The sequence below is a fragment of the Clostridium lapidicellarium genome, from assembly GCF_041224415.1.
Classification (GTDB): Bacteria; Bacillota; Clostridia; order Clostridiales; family Clostridiaceae; genus Clostridium_B; species Clostridium_B lapidicellarium.
This window is the reverse complement of sequence record NZ_JBGFFE010000009.1, coordinates 1-18,034: the sequence shown is the minus strand read 5'-3', so window position 1 is coordinate 18,034 and position 18,034 is coordinate 1. Positions and strand designations below refer to the sequence as shown.

General features: G+C 37.5%; 11 protein-coding genes. 9 read left to right on the top strand and 2 right to left on the bottom strand.

Annotated elements, in window-relative coordinates:
* The first annotated feature begins 181 nt into the window (after positions 1-181).
* The 4 genes from ilvC to ilvN all read left to right on the top strand — a co-directional run bounded on the left by ilvC (position 182) and on the right by ilvN (position 5,296).
* Positions 182-1,195, top strand: a complete 1,014-nt coding sequence (ilvC, locus tag AB8S09_RS07820; RefSeq protein WP_294184683.1) for a ketol-acid reductoisomerase — start codon at positions 182-184, stop codon at positions 1,193-1,195.
* 198 nt (positions 1,196-1,393) lie between these two features.
* Positions 1,394-3,052 (top strand): dihydroxy-acid dehydratase, encoded by a 1,659-nt coding sequence (gene ilvD / locus AB8S09_RS07815; protein ID WP_294184682.1) that lies wholly within the window; start codon positions 1,394-1,396, stop codon positions 3,050-3,052.
* 105 nt (positions 3,053-3,157) lie between these two features.
* The gene (gene ilvB / locus AB8S09_RS07810; protein ID WP_369868869.1) at positions 3,158-4,774 is read left to right on the top strand and encodes a biosynthetic-type acetolactate synthase large subunit; all 1,617 of its coding nucleotides are present in this window, start codon (positions 3,158-3,160) and stop codon (positions 4,772-4,774) included.
* Between the two features lie 15 nt (positions 4,775-4,789).
* Positions 4,790-5,296 carry an acetolactate synthase small subunit gene (gene ilvN / locus AB8S09_RS07805; RefSeq protein WP_294184707.1) on the top strand — a complete coding sequence of 169 codons (507 nt, stop codon included), beginning with the start codon at positions 4,790-4,792 and terminating at the stop codon, positions 5,294-5,296.
* Between the two features lie 32 nt (positions 5,297-5,328).
* On the opposite strand, the gene AB8S09_RS07800 is transcribed toward ilvN, so the two are convergent.
* On the bottom strand, positions 5,329-6,570 hold the full coding sequence (locus tag AB8S09_RS07800; protein WP_294184678.1) for a D-alanyl-D-alanine carboxypeptidase family protein: 1,242 nt from the start codon (positions 6,568-6,570) through the stop codon (positions 5,329-5,331).
* A 152-nt stretch (positions 6,571-6,722) separates the two neighbouring features.
* Here AB8S09_RS07800 and AB8S09_RS07795 point away from each other — a divergent pair, with 152 nt between their 5' ends.
* Positions 6,723-7,328, top strand: coding sequence for an NUDIX hydrolase (locus AB8S09_RS07795; protein WP_294184704.1), 606 nt, complete (start codon positions 6,723-6,725; stop codon positions 7,326-7,328).
* Between the two features lie 53 nt (positions 7,329-7,381).
* On the opposite strand, the gene AB8S09_RS07790 is transcribed toward AB8S09_RS07795, so the two are convergent.
* Positions 7,382-8,863 carry a nicotinate phosphoribosyltransferase gene (locus AB8S09_RS07790; RefSeq protein WP_294184676.1) on the bottom strand — a complete coding sequence of 494 codons (1,482 nt, stop codon included), beginning with the start codon at positions 8,861-8,863 and terminating at the stop codon, positions 7,382-7,384.
* 152 nt (positions 8,864-9,015) lie between these two features.
* On the opposite strand from AB8S09_RS07790, the gene AB8S09_RS07785 reads away from it, so the two are divergent.
* The 4 genes from AB8S09_RS07785 to AB8S09_RS07770 all read left to right on the top strand — a co-directional run bounded on the left by AB8S09_RS07785 (position 9,016) and on the right by AB8S09_RS07770 (position 17,814).
* On the top strand, positions 9,016-10,839 hold the full coding sequence (locus AB8S09_RS07785; protein ID WP_294184674.1) for an ATP-dependent helicase: 1,824 nt from the start codon (positions 9,016-9,018) through the stop codon (positions 10,837-10,839).
* Positions 10,840-11,135: 296 nt separating this feature from the next.
* Positions 11,136-15,692: a glutamate synthase large subunit gene (gltB, locus tag AB8S09_RS07780; RefSeq protein WP_369868868.1), complete on the top strand. Its 4,557-nt coding sequence runs from the start codon at positions 11,136-11,138 to the stop codon at positions 15,690-15,692.
* Complete coding sequence (locus AB8S09_RS07775; RefSeq protein WP_294184670.1) at positions 15,680-17,116, top strand: glutamate synthase subunit beta; 1,437 nt, start codon at positions 15,680-15,682, stop codon at positions 17,114-17,116. Before gltB ends, AB8S09_RS07775 begins: the two co-directional genes overlap by 13 nt.
* A 596-nt stretch (positions 17,117-17,712) precedes the next feature.
* Entirely contained in the window at positions 17,713-17,814 is a 102-nt protein-coding gene (locus AB8S09_RS07770) for a putative holin-like toxin (RefSeq protein ID WP_367112703.1), read from the top strand.
* The last annotated feature ends 220 nt before the right edge of the window (positions 17,815-18,034 follow it).

Genomic DNA, 18,034 nt, shown 5'->3' with positions numbered 1-18,034 from the left:
GAAATTTGGCCGCTTTTTTTATAAAATTTTAGGGGTATGTTTTTGGCTTAGTTTTATGATTTAATTAAATCGAATGAGTGAAATATGTTATAATTAATAGTTGTAAAATTTGGAATTATCATAATTTTCATTTAATTAGGTGAAAATGGGCACAAATGAAATTATAGAGGAGGAAAATGTTGTGGAAAAATTAAAAGTTTACTATGATGAGGATGCTAATTTAGATCTTTTGAAGGGAAAGAAAATAGCTGTTTTAGGATTTGGAAGTCAAGGACATGCCCAGGCTTTGAATTTGAAGGACAGCGGTCTTGATGTAATAGTAGGGCTGTACAAAGGCAGCAAGTCATGGAAAAAAGCCGAGAATTACGGATTCAAAGTATATGAAACAGCTGAGGCTGTTAAACGGGCTGATATTGTAGCGGTTCTCATACCTGATGAAAAACAAAAGCAGGTTTATGAGGAAAGCATAAGAGATAATTTGTCAGAGGGAAATGCACTTTTCTTTGCACATGGATTTAACATTCATTTTAATCAGATAGTTCCGCCCAAGAATATAGATGTACTTATGATTGCACCTAAGGGACCAGGACATATAGTGAGAAGAGAATATACATTGGGTGCCGGAGTTCCGTGCCTTTATGCAGTGTACCAGGATTTCACAGGGAGAGGAAAAGATATTGCGCTTGCTTATGGAAAGGGAATTGGCGGAACAAGGGCAGGTGTTATGACTACTACCTTTAGGGTAGAGACGGAAACTGATTTGTTTGGAGAACAGGTAGTACTTTGCGGAGGAATTGTAGAGCTCATAAAGGCGGGCTTTGACACACTCACTGAAGCAGGGTATGCTCCTGAAAATGCATATTTTGAATGCATGCACGAAATGAAAATGATAGTTGACTTGATGTATGAAGGTGGAATAAACAAAATGAGGTATTCCATCAGTGATACTGCAGAATATGGAGATTATAAGGTTGGAAAGAGAATAATAAACGAGGATACAAGAGCTGAAATGAAGAAGGTTCTTGGGGAAATTCAGGATGGAACATTTGCAAGGGACTGGCTGCTTGAAAACAAGGTTGGAAGGCCTAAGTTTACTGCAAGGAGAAGGCTGGAACAAAATTCCACTATAGAGAAAGTAGGCAAGAGACTGAGAGGTATGATGTCCTGGATAAATGAGAATCCTGACAATGAATAAATTTGATTTAAGTATCGTAAATAAAAAGGGGCTTTAAAATATAAGTGATTAAAAAATAAAAAGTGAAGTAAGCAGTGAAAATTGACTTTACAGAGAAGCGGGGTAGAAGGTGAGAAACCTGCAGGTCATGATTGCTTTCACAGTTGATGGTTTTGTATTTGGTTCGGTTATGTATGAATTTGAGGGAGGATTTTCAAAATGAGGAGTGATTTGGCGAAAAAAGGAATTAAAGGTGCTCCGGCCAGGGCGCTTATGTATGGAATGGGGCTTACAAGAGAGGAAATTGAAAAACCTCTGATTGGGATAGTAAATTCGCAAAATGAGGTAGTGGCAGGCCATATGCATCTGGATGAGATAGCAAGGGCCGCCAAACTTGGAGTAGTCATGGCCGGGGGAACACCGATGGAATTTCCTGCAATTGCAGTTTGTGATGGAATAGCCATGGGTCATATAGGTATGAAATATTCACTTCCATCGAGGGAACTCATAGCAGATTCAATTGAATCCATGGCACTTGCCCATGAATTTGATGGACTTGTTTTAATACCCAATTGTGACAAAATAGTACCTGGAATGCTAATGGCTGCTGCAAGACTCAATATACCAGCTGTCGTGGTAAGCGGCGGACCTATGAGGGCAGGCAGATTAAATGGTAGGATTCTGGACTTCAGTACATGTATAGAACAAGTGGGAGCCTGCAGCGATGGCAAGATAACAGAAGAACAGCTTGAAGAGGAAGTTAAAAGATCCTGTCCGGGATGTGGATGCTGTTCCGGGCTTTTCACAGCAAACAGCATGAACTGTCTTACCGAAGTTCTTGGAATGGGGCTTCCAATGAACGGAACTGCACTTGCCCAGACTGGCGAACGGAATCAACTGGCGAAATATGCAGGAATGTATGTTATGGACTGTGTAAAAAACGATAGAAAACCGAGAGATATAATGACTTTAAATGCCTTTAAAAATGCTATAACCGTTGATATGGCAATGGCAGGTTCTACGAATACCGTACTTCATCTTCCGGCAATTGCACATGAAGCAGGAATCATGCTGAATTTGGATTTATTTCACGAGATAAGCAGAAGAACTCCCTGTCTTACAAAATTGAGCCCGAGCGGAAAGCATCATATGGAGGACTTGCATATGGCAGGCGGGATAGAAGCTCTTATGAATGAACTCTCAAAAAAAGGTCTGATAAATGAGAATGAATTAACTGTCACTGGAAAAACTGTGGGTGAGAATATAAAAAATTATAAAGTTCTTGACTATGAAGTTATAAAACATATAGACAAACCTTATAGCAGTGAAGGTGGAATAGCAATATTGCGGGGAAATCTTGCACCAGATGGGGCAGTAGTCAAAAAATCTGCAGTGGCACCGGAAATGATGGTACATGAAGGACCGGCAAGGGTATTCAACTCAGAAGAAGATGCGGTAAAAGCCATCTTTGGAAATGAAATAAACAGGGGAGATGTAATTGTAATAAGATATGAAGGCCCTAAAGGAGGCCCTGGAATGAGGGAAATGCTTTCACCTACCTCGGCAATAGCAGGCATGGGTCTTGACAGGGATGTAGCACTTATCACGGATGGAAGATTTTCAGGGGCGACCAGAGGGGCATCCATAGGACATATATCTCCGGAAGCTATGGAAGGCGGCCTTATAGGCCTGATAGAGGAAGGAGACAGCATATTCATAGATATTATAAACAAGAAAATAGAATTGAAAGTGGATTCTGAAGAGATTCAAAGAAGAAGAAAGAAATATGTAAAGCCTTCCCCGAAGATAAAAACAGGATACTTGTCTAGGTATGCAAAGCTTGTGACTTCTGCAAATACTGGAGCAATATTAAAGTAGTATACGAGAATGGCACAACTTTGATTATGCACAATAAGCAAATGGTGTTTGCTTATTGTGCATAAAAAATATATTAAACTTTCAACAATGGGGAGAGATGTATATATGAAATCTGCTGAAATAATTATGCAGTGCTTAAAAAAAGAAAATGTGAGAGTGGTATTTGGATATCCCGGAGCCACAGTTATTCCCATATATGAGGCCCTGAGAAAATCTGACATTGAACATGTTCTTGTAAGACAGGAACAGGCAGCGGGACATGCAGCCAGCGGATATGCCAGAGCTACTGGAAAAGTTGGAGTTTGCATTGTGACATCAGGACCGGGTGCGTCAAATATCATTACAGGTATTGCTGCAGCTTACATGGATTCCATTCCAATGGTAGTAATCACGGGACAGGTTAAATCCTCCTTAATTGGCAGGGATGTTTTTCAGGAACTTGATATTACAGGTGCTGCCGAATCATTTACAAAATATAATTTCCTTGTAAAAAAGGCAGAATACATACCTAAAATTATGAAAGAAGCGTTTTATATAGCACGAACCGGGAGAAAGGGTCCAGTTCTCATAGACATACCTGTGGATATAATGGATGAAGATATTGATGATTTTGAATATCCACAAACCGTTGATATAAGGGGATATAAGCCAACTACGGAGGGACATGTTGGACAGATAAGAAAAATAGTGGATAGAATTAAAAATAGCAGAAGACCGATTATCTGTGCAGGAGGAGGAGTTATACTTTCAAATGCTGAAAAGCAGCTTCGAGAATTTGTGGAGAAATCCCATATACCCGTTGTAAATACATTGATGGGAAAGGGAGCCATGAATGAAGACAGCAATTATTATATAGGTTTTATAGGGACGCATGGTTTTGACTATGCCAATAGGGCTGTAGAAAGTGCAGATGTTTTAATACTTATTGGTTCCAGAGCTTCTGACAGGACAACCTGCGGGATAGGCAGCCGATTTGCTGCAGAAGCAGATATAATTCATATAGACATTGATCCTGCTGAAATAGATAAAAATTTAAATGCAGATATTCCCGTGGTGGGCGATATAAAAATCATTCTTGAGAAATTGTCACGGATGATATGTCCTTTAGATACGGAAAAATGGATATATAAAATAAAAGAATGGAGTGAGAATTCAGATCCTGATGAAAATAGCACAGAAAAGGTAAATCCCAAAATTATTTTAAATAAAATATCCGACTTATTGGAAAATGATGTAATTTTAACTGCAGATGTGGGGCAGAATCAGATCTGGTGTGCGCGTAATTTTAAAATTCTGGGTGACAGGAAATTCTTCACTTCCGGCGGCCTTGGGACCATGGGATACTCGATTCCGGCGGCCATCGGGGCAAAGATAGGGTGCCCTGACAAAAGAGTTGTAGCTTTTGTAGGTGATGGGGGTTTTCAGATGAGTATGTTTGAACTCGGAACCATTTTGGAAAAAAGGATAAATATAATTATAGTACTTCTCAATAATTCAGGTCTCGGGTTGGTTAGGGAAATTCAAAGAAATAACCATTTTGAAGAATTTGAGGTCAATTTTGAAGCTAACCCTGATTTTGTGAAACTGGCTGGAGCTTATGGGCTTCTGGCAAGAAGAGTAGAAAATAATGTTGAATTTAAAAAGGCTTTTCAGGAAGCGCTGTATTCGGACAAAACATTTTTAATAGAGTGTATTGTTGATCCACTCGAAAATACATTTTAGAAAGAGGTGAGCATTATAAAAAGATATGTATTGTCAGTATTGGTGGAAAATCATTCGGGAGTCTTGAGTAAAGTAGCTGGGCTTTTCAGCAGGAGAGGATACAATATACACAGCCTTACTGTAGGTATTACGGGCGATCCTACGATATCAAGAATGACTATTGTTTCACTGGGAGATGATTATATATTTGAGCAGATAAGCAAACAGCTGAATAAATTGATTGAGGTTATAAAAGTAACAGATCTTACAGATGTTCCGGCCGTTTATAGAGAACTGTGCCTGGTAAAAGTATCCGCAAATTCAAAATACAAACTGCTTATCATGGAAATTGTGAATACCTTTAGGGGAAATATAGTTGATATGGATGAAAAAAGTCTGACAATTGAGATAACCGGTGACGAGAAAAAAATATCCGCTTTTCTTGGTATTATGAAGTACTATGGAATTAAGAAGATTGTACGTACAGGACTCACGGCTATTCAGAGAGGAAATAAATTGGAGGATAATGTAGGCGTAAAATAGAATCCTGCGGCAGTGGACAAAATACTCCACTGTCATTTGCCCCTACTTCTTTTATAAATAAACTTTATCATAAGGAAACCTATGAAAATTACAAGTAAAGTTTTTAAATAGAAAGGAATTATTTTTTTGAGAAATTCCCGATCTGATAAATTGGAATAAATTTTATAGCTTTTAGAATAATTTCTTTCTTTTATAGTTAAATCTCCCAGTGGAGCTTTACCTTCCAAAGCTTTGAAAGTGATGTTCGAAAAATTCATATCTTTTTTCAGTTCTTTTCTGTTGAGCTCATTGTCGTAATAGGCTACATTGTCTTTTATTCTTATGGGAACTTCTATATTTACATGCGGTCCTATAAAGTATAAAGGTCTATACTTTATAATCTGCTTTCCAATTATAGAATTTTTTTTATATAAAATGGTGGGCTTTTCATCATAGCTCCAATTTATTATTTTTTCCATATCATTGAATACATACGTGTCTCCCGGATCATATACGGAATTCATTACCACTCCAAGTATCTGGCGGCCGTTTCTATAATAGATGGCTACAAGGCATCTTCCGGCAGGTACGGTATATCCGGTTTTACCTCCGATACATCCATCTTTACCCAGCAATTTATTTGTATTTTTAATGGGAAAAGTTAAACCACTTGCAGTTTTTACCGTGGCCTGGTAAGTTCCCATGGTGTTTCTTATCCATAGACTTTTAAAAGCTTCTCTTGCAATTACACTCATATCATAGGATGTAGAATAGTGATCGGGATTATGAAGGCCATTTGGGGTGACAAAATGGGTATTTTTCAAATTGAGTTTTTTCACGTATTCATTCATCTTTTTGGAAAAGTCACCTGCATTTTTGGATATATTCTCTGCAACTACATAGGCCAGATCGTTGGCAGAATACATCAAAAGTCCATCCATTACGTCCCTTGCAGTCATTGAATCACCTGGCTCTATGGAATGGATGTCCCTATTTAAAGACGACTTGGGTTGATTTTTGGCTCCAGGAGTATATTTTAAAATATTATTTGGCTTTCTGTTTTTTTCAAGGAGTATAGCCGTGAGAAGCTTTGTAGTGCTGGCAGGATACACCCTGATATCCGGATTTTTTTCATATATTATTTCATTCGTTTGCATGTCCACTGTTATGGCTGCTTTTCCATAAATATCGGGATTTTCATTTCCAGTCGGTTTGGCAGCTGATACATTGTAATTCGGAGAGAATATAAATATAAATATATAGAAAAACAATGCTATGTTTATTCTGTGTTTCAAAGTAAATCACTCCATCTGTCCAAATTTTTTTTGTATTTTATTGAAAACATATTATATAATTAATTATGACATTTTAAAGTATATCATTAAGGAATGTATTTTACAATTGAGTATCGTTGTATTTTGAAAGATAGGAGGAGTTATAAATTTTGATGGAAAAAGTCGAGAGAATATTTAAAGGCAGAAAAGGAAAAATTATGGGGGATTTTAGTGAAAGTGCAGTAACAATTCCACTTTGTTTGGAGAAAGGGAATTTGAATTTGATATTTGAAGTAAGGGCCCTGAATTTAAAGCACCAGCCGGGGGATATATGTTTTCCGGGCGGAAAAATGGAATATGGTGAATCTCCCGAAGATACAGCAGTAAGGGAAACCATGGAGGAATTAAATTTAAATAGGGAGGATATAGATGTAGTAGGAGAGATGGATTATGCTGTAACGCCCTATAATTTTATAATGTATCCCTTTGTATGCAGGGTTAAAAGTGAAAATATAATTCCCAGCAAAAGTGAAGTGGATCATATTATCAAAGTTCCCCTGAAATTTTTTATGGAAAGCATTCCGCTTATTTATGAAATGCCGGTGGTTTCCATGCCGGGAGAAAAATTTCCCTATAATCTAGTAGTAAATGGGAGAAACTATAAGTTTAGAAGTGGAAAAATAACGGAATACTTTTATCAGTATAAAAAATATGTTATCTGGGGATTTACAGCTTATATAGTAAAAAAGTTTACAGATATAATTAAAGAGTACAATTAAAAAGAAGATTTTCGGAAGGACCGAAAATCTTCAAGCAGTGAGTTAAATTTGGTTTATCCGTCATAGGTATCGGAATATTTTCCAAGCAGGTGCTGCTTTAAATCCCATAAATTTTTGGACAGATCCACATAATAGCGATGGGGATTTTCAAGTCTTAAAGTTTCAGGCCACAGCTTGGAAGTCTCTTCCCCTACCACCTTTTTAATAGCGCTTACATCCGGGTTTTTATATACAAGGCGGCCTTTGTCAAATATTTTTACTAACAGTTCTTTGGCATAATAGTCTTTTATTTTTTTCTTCTTCCAGGTAAATACAGGATCGAATATTTCCAGAGGTTTATCTGCATCCAAGTTTTCATCTCTTAAAGTCACTAAATCTGCAATAGCCTTGTCTTCGTTTTTACTGTAAATTCTGTATACTTTTTTAAATCCGGGGTTTGTTATCTTTTCCTCATTTTCGCTTATTTTTATTTTAGGGACTATATTTCCTCCGTCATCTTCTACTGCAGATAGTTTATACACTCCCCCAAATACAGGTTCTGATTTCGCAGTTATCAGTCTTTCACCGACTCCGAAAGAATCAATACAAGCACCCTGGCTTAGCACATCTCTTATAACGAATTCATCAAGAGAATTGGAAATAACTATTTTTACCTCTGGGAGTCCTGCCTCATCCAATATTTTTCTGCATTTTCTAGTTAAATAAGTTATATCACCGCTGTCAATTCTTATGCCCTTTGGTTTATAACCTCCGGGAATCAGGAATTCTTTGAATATTCTTATGGCATTTGGCAAGCCTGATTTTAATACATTGTAGGTGTCTATTAGAAGCACGCAGTTGTTTGGATATACTTTAGCCCAGGCTTTAAAAGCTTCATATTCGGAGGGAAACAGCTGTATCCAGCTGTGAGCCATAGTTCCGACTGCAGGAATTCCAAACATCTGGTCCGCTATGGTGCAGGCAGTTGAGCTGCAGCCTCCTATGACTGCAGCTCTGGCACCATACATAGCTGCGTCAGGACCCTGAGCCCTCCTGGATCCGAATTCCATTACCGGTCTTTTACCTGCAGCCCTGCAAATCCTGTTTGCCTTTGTGGCAATTAAGGTCTGGTGATTTATATTTAAAAGTATCATGGTTTCTAAAAACTGTGCCTGAATGGCAGGACCTTTTACGGTTATTATAGGTTCTCCAGGAAATACCGGAGTTCCTTCTGGTACGGCCCACACGTCACAGGAAAATTTGAAGTTTTTAAGATAATTCAAAAACTCTTCGGAAAATTGTTTTTTACCTCTGAGGTACCTTATATCATCTTCTGAAAAGCTTAAATTGGACAGGTATTCTATAATCTGCTGAACTCCAGCCATAATACAGTATCCTCCGTTGTCCGGAATACTCCTGAAAAACATATCAAAATAAGATATTTTATTTCCAATATCGCTTTCAAAATATCCGTTACCCATGGTGAGTTCGTAAAAATCTACCAGCATGGTAAGATTTCTTCCATTTCTCATGTCAAAATTTTTTGAACTTTCCATAATAAAAATCTCCTCTATTTATGTTTTAATTTGGGTGATTATGAACAAAATTATGTATAGGTATTCTATAAATATTGTAATACTTAACATGAAATATTACAAGATTGTAGATTCGGCGAAACTATTGTAAATATATAAGGAGAAAGGTTGTAATGAACAATAACTTGGATTTGAATCAGCTGGAAGCAGTATGTACTGATTTTAAGCACGTCTTAATCTGTGCCCCGCCGGGTTCGGGAAAAACGACAGTTATAATAAACAGGGTGAATTATCTGATAAATGTAAAAGATGCAGATCCGCGTAACATATTGGTAATAACATTTACAAGATCCTCGGCTTTTGATATGAGAGGCAGGTATTTAATGATTTCAAAGGGAGAAAATATACCTTTTTTTGGAACATTTCATTCCCTGTACTATAACATACTGAAAAAATATGATAATAAGATAAAGATAATACCACTGCACAAAGCAAGCCAGGTGGTAAAAGATGTACTTTTATCTTACATGGATTCCACAGGAGATGAAAAAATAAGAGAGGTTTTAAATGACATATCCTTTTTTAAAAATACCGGGGGAAATATAAAAGATTTCAAGAGTCGACTGGATAAAACTGTATTTATGGACTGCTTTAATAAGTACGAGAGGTACAAGGCGGCGAATAACCTTATGGATTTTGATGATCTCCAGCTGAAAGTTGGGGAACTGTTCCGGAAGGATAGAAATATTTTAGACTATTACAGGAGAACTTTTAAATATATACTGGTGGATGAATTTCAGGATTGCGACAGCCTTCAGATAGAAATCCTGCAGCTGCTTGGCAGGAGCAATTTTGTGTTTGCAGTGGGAGACGAGGATCAATGCATATATTCCTTTAGGGGTTCAAAACCCGATTGTATGGTGAATTTTAGGGAATACTTTCAAAATGGCAAAAAATTGTTTCTAAAAATGAATTATAGAAGTACGAAGAATATAGTAGGTATGTCTAAAAACATCATATTTAATAATGAAGATAGAAATTTAAAACCCATTTGCAGCAGCAGACAGGAGTACGGGAAAATAAATTTCAATATATTCCCTAGAGAAAAAGAGCAGGCCGATTATCTGTCGAAATCCATACGGAATCTTGTAGATGAAGGCAGGTGCAAATATGGAGATATTGCGGTACTTTACAGAACAAATGTGGAATCCAGGATCTTGATTGATTCTTTTTTGACACATGGCATAAAATTCAAGCTGTTGGATGAGAAATATAATTTTTATAATCATTTTATATGTAGAGATTTGATATCCTACCTTAAATTATCCATTGACGTGTGTGACAGAAAAAATTTCATATCCATTATAAATAAACCCTTCAGGTATATAGGAAGGGTAAATATGGAAAAAATCAGAAAAAACAGAACGAGGGAAAATTGTTTTGAAATATTGAAGAATGTGGGCGGCATATCTATTTTCCAGCTTAAAATCCTAGATAAATTTCAGAGAAAAATCAAAAAATTAAACAGGATAAAACTAAATGGTGCTGTGGAATTTATATTGAATAAGCTAAATTATATAGAATATTTAAGGGACTACTGCAGAAAATCAAATAGGGATCTGGAAGAATTTCAGCACATCCTGTATGAATTTAAAGTTTCATGTGAGAATTTTGACAGTATAGAGGACTTTTTAAACCATGTAGACGATGTAAAAAAAGTTCTGGAGGAAAGTGTACAGGATGAAAACAGCGTTACGCTGAGTACGATTCACGGCGTGAAAGGGATGGAGTTTAAGAATGTATATATAGTAGATTGCAGCGAGGGGATTCTGCCCCACGAAAACAATATTGACGACAATATAGAAGAGGAAAGACGGCTCTTCTATGTTGGAGTCACCAGGGCCGTGGATAATTTGAACCTGTGCTGCAGCAGCACTGTAAGAGGCAAATCGGTGCAGGTGTCCAGATTCATAAAAGAATGTGTCCCATACATCTGAAAATATAAATTTAATGTTGGGGAGTTTATAATGTCAATTACAAAAAATATATATTAAAATGAAATATTTCTATATATAACTTGCATATAATAGTGAATTGTGATAATATTTTTACTAAATATTAATAAAAAATGAAATACTTTTAAGAACTTACATTGTAATTTAAAGTACAGTGCTAAAAGGAAAAAAGGCATAAAATACATTCTGGGGACTTGAAAAATGTATCTTTGCCGTGTGTAGAGGCCATCGGTTCAGCTGATGGCATTTATTGTTAATTATAAAGGGGGCATAGTATTATGAATTATAGTAATGGATTTCCTTCAAAACAGGGCCTGTATGATCCTGACTTTGAGAAGGATTCATGTGGAGTTGGATTTATAGCAAATGTAAAAGGTGAAAAAACTCACAGTACAGTAAAACGCGGCATTCAGATTCTAGTTAATTTAACTCACAGAGGAGCAGTTGGTTCTGATACAAAAACTGGAGATGGAGCAGGTATGCTTGTTCAAATTCCGGATGAATTTTTCAGGATAAATTGTGATAATCTAGGTATTGAACTGCCGCAGCCTGGAGAATATGCAGTAGGCATGGTATTTTTCCCTAAGGAAACAGCTCTGAGACTGCAGTGTGAGGGAATAATGGAAAGAGTTGCTGAAAGAGAAGGCCAGCGGGTTTTGGGATGGAGAGACGTACCTACAGACAATAGAAGTATAGGTGAGACTGCAAAGGGTACTGAGCCTATTATAAGGCAGATATTTATAGGAAAAAATGCAGGAAATCAAATTGAGTTTGAAAGAAAGCTTTATATGATAAGAAAAGAGGTGGAAAATAAAGTAAAGGAGGTATTGAAGGGAGCCGCAAAAACTTTTTATGTATGCAGTCTTTCCAGCAGGACGATAGTATATAAAGGACTGCTTCTGGCAAATCAGATAAAAAAATTTTATATTGATCTCAATGATATAAATTTTAAGAGTGCTATTGCGCTGGTACATCAGAGGTACAGTACAAATACCTTTCCAACATGGGATTTGGCCCAGCCCTTTAGATATCTTGGCCATAATGGAGAAATAAATACCATAAGGGGAAATAGAAACTGGATGAGAGCCAGAGAGGGTGTGCTTAGATCCAGGGCCTTTGGTAAAAATATCAAAAATCTTTTTCCAATAATAGATGCAGGCGGAAGTGATTCTGCTTCTCTTGACAATGTACTGGAACTTTTGTATCAGGACGGAAGATCTCTTCCACATGCACTTATGCTTCTGATACCTGAAGCTTGGGAACAAAATTGCAGCAGTAAACAGTATAAGAGATCTTTTTATGAATCCCATGGTTCTCTGGTAGAGCCATGGGATGGACCTGCAGCTGTTTCATTTTCCGATGGCATTCAGATAGGTGCTACCCTTGATAGAAATGGGTTGAGACCTGCCAGGTATGTAATAACGAAAACGGGATTTGTTGTACTTGCTTCAGAGGCTGGGGTGCTGGAATTCAAAAATGAAGATATCCTGGAAAAAGGAAAATTAAAGCCCGGTGAGATGTTTTTAGTGGATACATCTAAAGGCAAAATTATAAAGGATGAGGAATTAAAGGAAAAAATTTGTAAAGCGAAACCCTATGGCAAAATACTGGATAAATTGAGATTTACCTTGGATATGTTTGATACTGTTGCGGCAAAAGAGCAAATAACTCCAGAAGTACTGAGAGAAAAACAACAGGCTTTTGGATATACTCTTGAGGATTTGAAGCGAATATTAGCCCCAATGTCAATTGAAGGTAAGGAACCTGTAGGCTCAATGGGTAACGATACCCCACTTGCTGTGCTTTCCAACAAAAACCAGCTTCTTTTTTCTTATTTCAAACAGCTTTTTGCCCAGGTAACAAATCCCCCTATAGATCCTATAAGGGAAAGACTTGTGATGTCTCTTTTGAATTATATAGGCTCTCCTCAAGCCAATATACTAAATGATGAAATTACAAAGGATCCATTTATAGAGATCAAAAGCCCAATTTTAACGGATGAGGAAATGTCGAAGATAAAGAGTTTGAGGAATAAGGACTTTAAAACTACTACGGTACCGATTACCTTTAAATGCGATATGGGAATAGATGGTTTTAAGGAGGCTCTTAATAAAATTTGTGAAAGGGCTTCGCAGAGAATAAGAGAAGGATATAATATACTGGTATTGAGCGATAAAAATGTGGATTCGTATGAAGCGGCAATTCCAAGTCTTTTGGCGGTTTCCGCAGTGCAGCATTACCTGATCAGGGAAAAAACCCGTACGAAAGTTTCAATTATTGTGGAAACGGGAGAGGCAAGAGAAACCATGCATTTTGCACTGCTTGTAAGTTACGGGGCTTCGGCAGTAAATCCATACCTTGCATATCAGACTATAGATCAGATGGTGAGAGATGGAGACATAACTGAAGCAGATATGAATACGGCAAAAAGAAATTATATACGAGCTGTAAATCAGGGGATATTGAAGATACTTTCAAAGATGGGAATATCCTCTCTTCAGAGTTATCATGGAGCGCAGATATTTGAAGCCATAGGTTTGAACTCGGAGTTTGTGGACAAATATTTTGAAGGTACACCTTCAAGAATAGGTGGAGTTGGAATTGACGTAATAGCCAGTGAGGTACTGTCAAGACATAAAAATGCTTTCAATAAGATAAGAAAACCTATTTCACAGCTTGATGTAGGAGGAAATTATTCATGGAGAAAAGGGGGAGAATTTCATCTCTTTAATCCTGAAACCATATATAAACTTCAAGTTGCAGCCAGGACCGACAGTTATGATGTATACAAAGAGTATGCAAAAATCATAAATGAGCAGGATAAAAATCTATGTACTATACGGGGCCTATTAAAATTTAAGAAGGGAAATAGTATCTCAATAGAAGAGGTGGAGCCCGTAAGTGAAATACTTAAGAGATTTTGTACAGGAGCCATGTCCTTTGGGTCCATAAGTAAAGAGGCCCATGAGACCATAGCTATAGCTATGAACAGAATAGGTGGGAGAAGCAACACTGGAGAGGGCGGCGAGGATCCACAAAGGTACAGACTGGATTCTAATGGAGACTCAAGGAGAAGTGCCATAAAACAAGTAGCCTCAGCACGTTTCGGAGTTACTACAGAGTATCTGGTAAATGCAGACGAGCTTCAGATAAAGATAGCCCAGGGGGCGAAACCTGGTGAGGGCGGTCAACTTCCGGGAAAGAAAGTTGGTGGATATATTGCACGAACCAGACATTGTACTCCGGGAATAGATCTTATTTCACCACCTCCCCATCATGATATTTATTCCATAGAAGATCTGTCACAGCTTATATATGATTTGAAAAATGTAAATCCTGAGGCGAATATAAGCGTAAAATTGGTTTCTGAAATGGGAGTGGGAACAATTGCGGCCGGAGTTGCAAAAGCTCATGCAGATTTAATATTGATAAGTGGTTATGATGGTGGAACAGGAGCAGCGCCGCTTTCGTCTGTAAAACATGTGGGGATTCCCTGGGAACTTGGTCTATCTGAGACTCAACAGGTGCTTTTGCTGAACAATTTGAGAAGCAGAGTTAGGCTGCAGACTGACGGACAGTTAAAAACAGGCAGGGATGTGGTAATTGCAGCACTGCTTGGAGCTGAAGAATTTGGATTTGCAACTACAGTTCTTGTGACCATGGGGTGTGTTATGCTCAGGAAATGTCACTTGAATACCTGTGATATGGGTATAGCCACGCAGGACCCCGAGCTCAGAAAGCATTTCAGGGGTAAACCCGAGTATATAATAAACTTTTTGACTTTTATTGCACGGGAAGTAAGAGAATACATGGCTGAGCTTGGATTTAAAACCATGAATGAAATGATAGGAAGGGTAGATATGCTGGAGACAAAGGAGGCGGTCGATCACTGGAAAGCCAAAGAATTGGATTTATCTTCTATCTTGTATAAGCCATATATGCCGAAAAAGATTAAATCCTATTGTACGATACCCCAGAATCATGGATTGGATGATGCATTGGATTATAAGATTATTCAGATGGCTGAAGGTGCCATAAATGATAAAACAAAAGTTTCTGCAACCATGGAAATAAAGAATGTAAATCGTGCCGTGGGATCCATGCTGAGCGGTATAATTGCTAAAAAATATGGAAGCCGCGGTCTTCCTGAAGATACAATTGTACTTAATTTTAAAGGATCTGCAGGGCAGAGCTTTGGTGCCTTTGGAGTAAATGGACTTACTCTGGTACTTGAAGGTGATGCCAATGATTATGTGGCCAAAGGGCTGTCAGGAGGTAAAATAATCATTAGAACACCTAAAAATTGCACTTTTGCAGCAGAAAAAAATGTAATAGCCGGGAATACTATTTTATATGGAGCTACTTCAGGAAAAGCTTTTATAAATGGCGGCGTAGGAGAAAGATTTGCGGTGAGAAACAGCGGAGCTGAGGCGGTAGTTGAAGGTGTAGGAGATCACTGCTGTGAATATATGACTGGCGGAACAGTGGTTATCATAGGTAGAACCGGCAAAAATTTTGCGGCCGGCATGAGCGGAGGAGTTGCTTATGTTCTGGATGAGGATGATTCCTTCTATGACAGGTGTAATTTACAGATGGTTGAAGTAGAGAATATTTCAGATAAACGGGATATGGATGTTGTATATAGATTAGTACGGGAGCACTATAAATATACAGACAGTTTGAAGGCAGAAAATATACTGGATGAATGGGATGCTTATAAAAATAAGTTCAAAAAAATAATACCTGGAGCATACAAGTCCATATTGCAGCAGACAGAAGCGGAAGCGGTTGCTGCTTCTGGTAATGAAGAGGGGTCAGCATTATGGGAAAGATAACTGGTTTTAGAGAATATAAAAGAGAAGATCCTGAAAAACGTGGTGTAGAGGAAAGAGTCAAAGATTATAGAGAAATATACTGCGGATTGTCTGAAGATAAGATTAAGATTCAAGCGGCCAGGTGTATGAACTGTGGGACTCCTTTTTGCAACTGGGGCTGTCCTACCGAAAATGTAATCCCGGATTGGAATGATTTTGTGTATAGGAATAACTGGAAGAGAGCTTTTGAAAGGCTAATCCTTACCAATAGTTTTCCCGAATTTACAGGGAGGATATGTCCGGCTATCTGTGAAGGTGCCTGCACTCTCGGAGTAAATAGGAAACCGGTGTCCATAAGGGAAATAGAATTGAATATAATAGAAAAAGCTTTTGAAGAAGGATGGATAAAGCCCAATCTTCCGAAAGTAAGAACTGGAAAAAAGGTGGCTATAGTAGGTTCGGGTCCTTCAGGACTTTCGGCGGCATCGGAACTCAATTCAGTAGGACACTCGGTTGCCGTATTTGAGAGAGAAGATGAGATTGGAGGACTTTTAAGATACGGAATTCCTGATTTTAAACTTGAAAAACGCGTATTGGATAGAAGAATAAATATAATGAAAGAGGAGGGCATAGATTTTAAAACAAATGTTTATGCGGGCAGAGGAAAGTATTCCGCTGATGAATTGATTAAAAACTTTGATGCAGTAGTTCTAACGGGAGGCTCTACTATTCCAAGGGATCTTAAAATTCAGGGAAGAGAGCTCAAGGGAATACATTTTGCAGTGGATTTTTTGAAACAGCAGAATAAAAGAGTTGCAGGTAAGAAACTAATTGAAGAGGAGATAAATGCAAAGGGAAAAATTGTAGTTGTCATAGGCGGAGGAGATACAGGTTCTGACTGCATAGGCACTTCAATAAGACAGGGTGCCAAAGCTGTTTATCAATATGAACTGATGCCCAGGCAGCCGCTCGTAAGAGATGAAACCATGCCCTGGCCTACTTTCCCCAAAACTCTCAAAGTTACGACCTCTCATGAGGAAGGTTGTATAAGAAAATGGTGTATAGGTACAGAAAAATTTGAAGGCAGAGACGGGCGGGTGAGATCTCTTCAAGGGGTGAAAGTTAAATGGCAGAAAGAAAATGGCAGGATGAAGATGACAAGCATACCCGGCACGGAGTTTAATCAAAAAGTTGACCTTGTTCTTCTGGCTATGGGTTTTGTCCACCCTCAGCATGAAGGATTGCTAAATGATATTGGTGTAGAATTTGATGCTAGAGGAAATGTGAAGACAGATGAAAATTATATGACCAGCAAAAAGGGAATATTTGCTGCCGGAGATATGAGGCGCGGTCAGTCACTTGTGGTTTGGGCCTTAAAAGATGGAAGGAAGGCGGCACAGCAGGTTGACTATTACCTCATGGGTGAGACATCATTAAGGGGATGATAAAAGTGAATATTTTATTTATTTGAAAAGAAAATATAAAATAATTTAATAAACATCATAAATATTATGTAAATTAAAATAAAATGTAGACCAATAAAAAGCAACTAACTCCAACTGAAATAATTATGTCAATACCTTAAAAAAGGCATTGACATAAAAAATTACTCTATTTATTCATTTGGCAAATCCTGCAATGTATCAATTAAGCGTCTGTACCGTCGCCTTGTATGACTGCCCCTTCCGGTACTTCTTTAAGTGCATGAAATATAGTATCATAATCAACAGTTGACATGCTGACATTGCACAAGGCGAATACAAATATTACAGTGTTCAATGTAGGATGAGTTAAAGGGATGAATAACCACATTATGAGCAGATTAAATCCCTTATTCTCGATATTTATAAAGATAGTAAGAGACGTTACGGTGCAATAAAAATAAATCACAAGTCTTATTTTATAATATATGTTTCAAGTAACAGATAATACCAACTATAGAATTAAAACATTATACATGTTATAATCTATTAGTACAATCAAATAGGCTGCATAAGGGCTGCTGATATCACCAATCCCTTTTCGAAGGGAGGTGATACAAATGAGTAACAGCATTTTAATGTTATTATTTCAAAGTGGTTTATTCTTAATATCACTATTAACATTAATAATTCTACTTATAGAAAAAATCTCAAAAAAATAGTAGCCCCTGCGCAAGTGGATACTACTATTTTTTATTTAAAAATTTAGTGATACCAGTTGCCTAAGCAACTAGATTGTATACTACAGGATGTTATCAGCATCCTGTTTTTATTTTCCCTTTTCATATTCATATTATAACACAGATCATTATTAAAAATCACCTTTTCAATAAAATTATGATCGTGTCAATTTACTGTAGGTTAAAAAGCTACAGACTTTCC

What these genes read in the sequence shown, in the direction of transcription:
- AB8S09_RS07770 (WP_367112703.1), top strand. Translation starts at nt 17,713, where the DNA reads ATGAGTAACAGCATTTTAATGTTATTATTTCAAAGTGGTTTATTCTTA.
- AB8S09_RS07795 (WP_294184704.1), top strand. Translation starts at nt 6,723, where the DNA reads ATGGAAAAAGTCGAGAGAATATTTAAAGGCAGAAAAGGAAAAATTATG.
- ilvD (WP_294184682.1), top strand. Translation starts at nt 1,394, where the DNA reads ATGAGGAGTGATTTGGCGAAAAAAGGAATTAAAGGTGCTCCGGCCAGG.
- AB8S09_RS07790 (WP_294184676.1), bottom strand. Translation starts at nt 8,863, where the DNA reads ATGGAAAGTTCAAAAAATTTTGACATGAGAAATGGAAGAAATCTTACC.
- AB8S09_RS07775 (WP_294184670.1), top strand. Translation starts at nt 15,680, where the DNA reads ATGGGAAAGATAACTGGTTTTAGAGAATATAAAAGAGAAGATCCTGAA.
- gltB (WP_369868868.1), top strand. Translation starts at nt 11,136, where the DNA reads ATGAATTATAGTAATGGATTTCCTTCAAAACAGGGCCTGTATGATCCT.
- ilvB (WP_369868869.1), top strand. Translation starts at nt 3,158, where the DNA reads ATGAAATCTGCTGAAATAATTATGCAGTGCTTAAAAAAAGAAAATGTG.
- AB8S09_RS07785 (WP_294184674.1), top strand. Translation starts at nt 9,016, where the DNA reads ATGAACAATAACTTGGATTTGAATCAGCTGGAAGCAGTATGTACTGAT.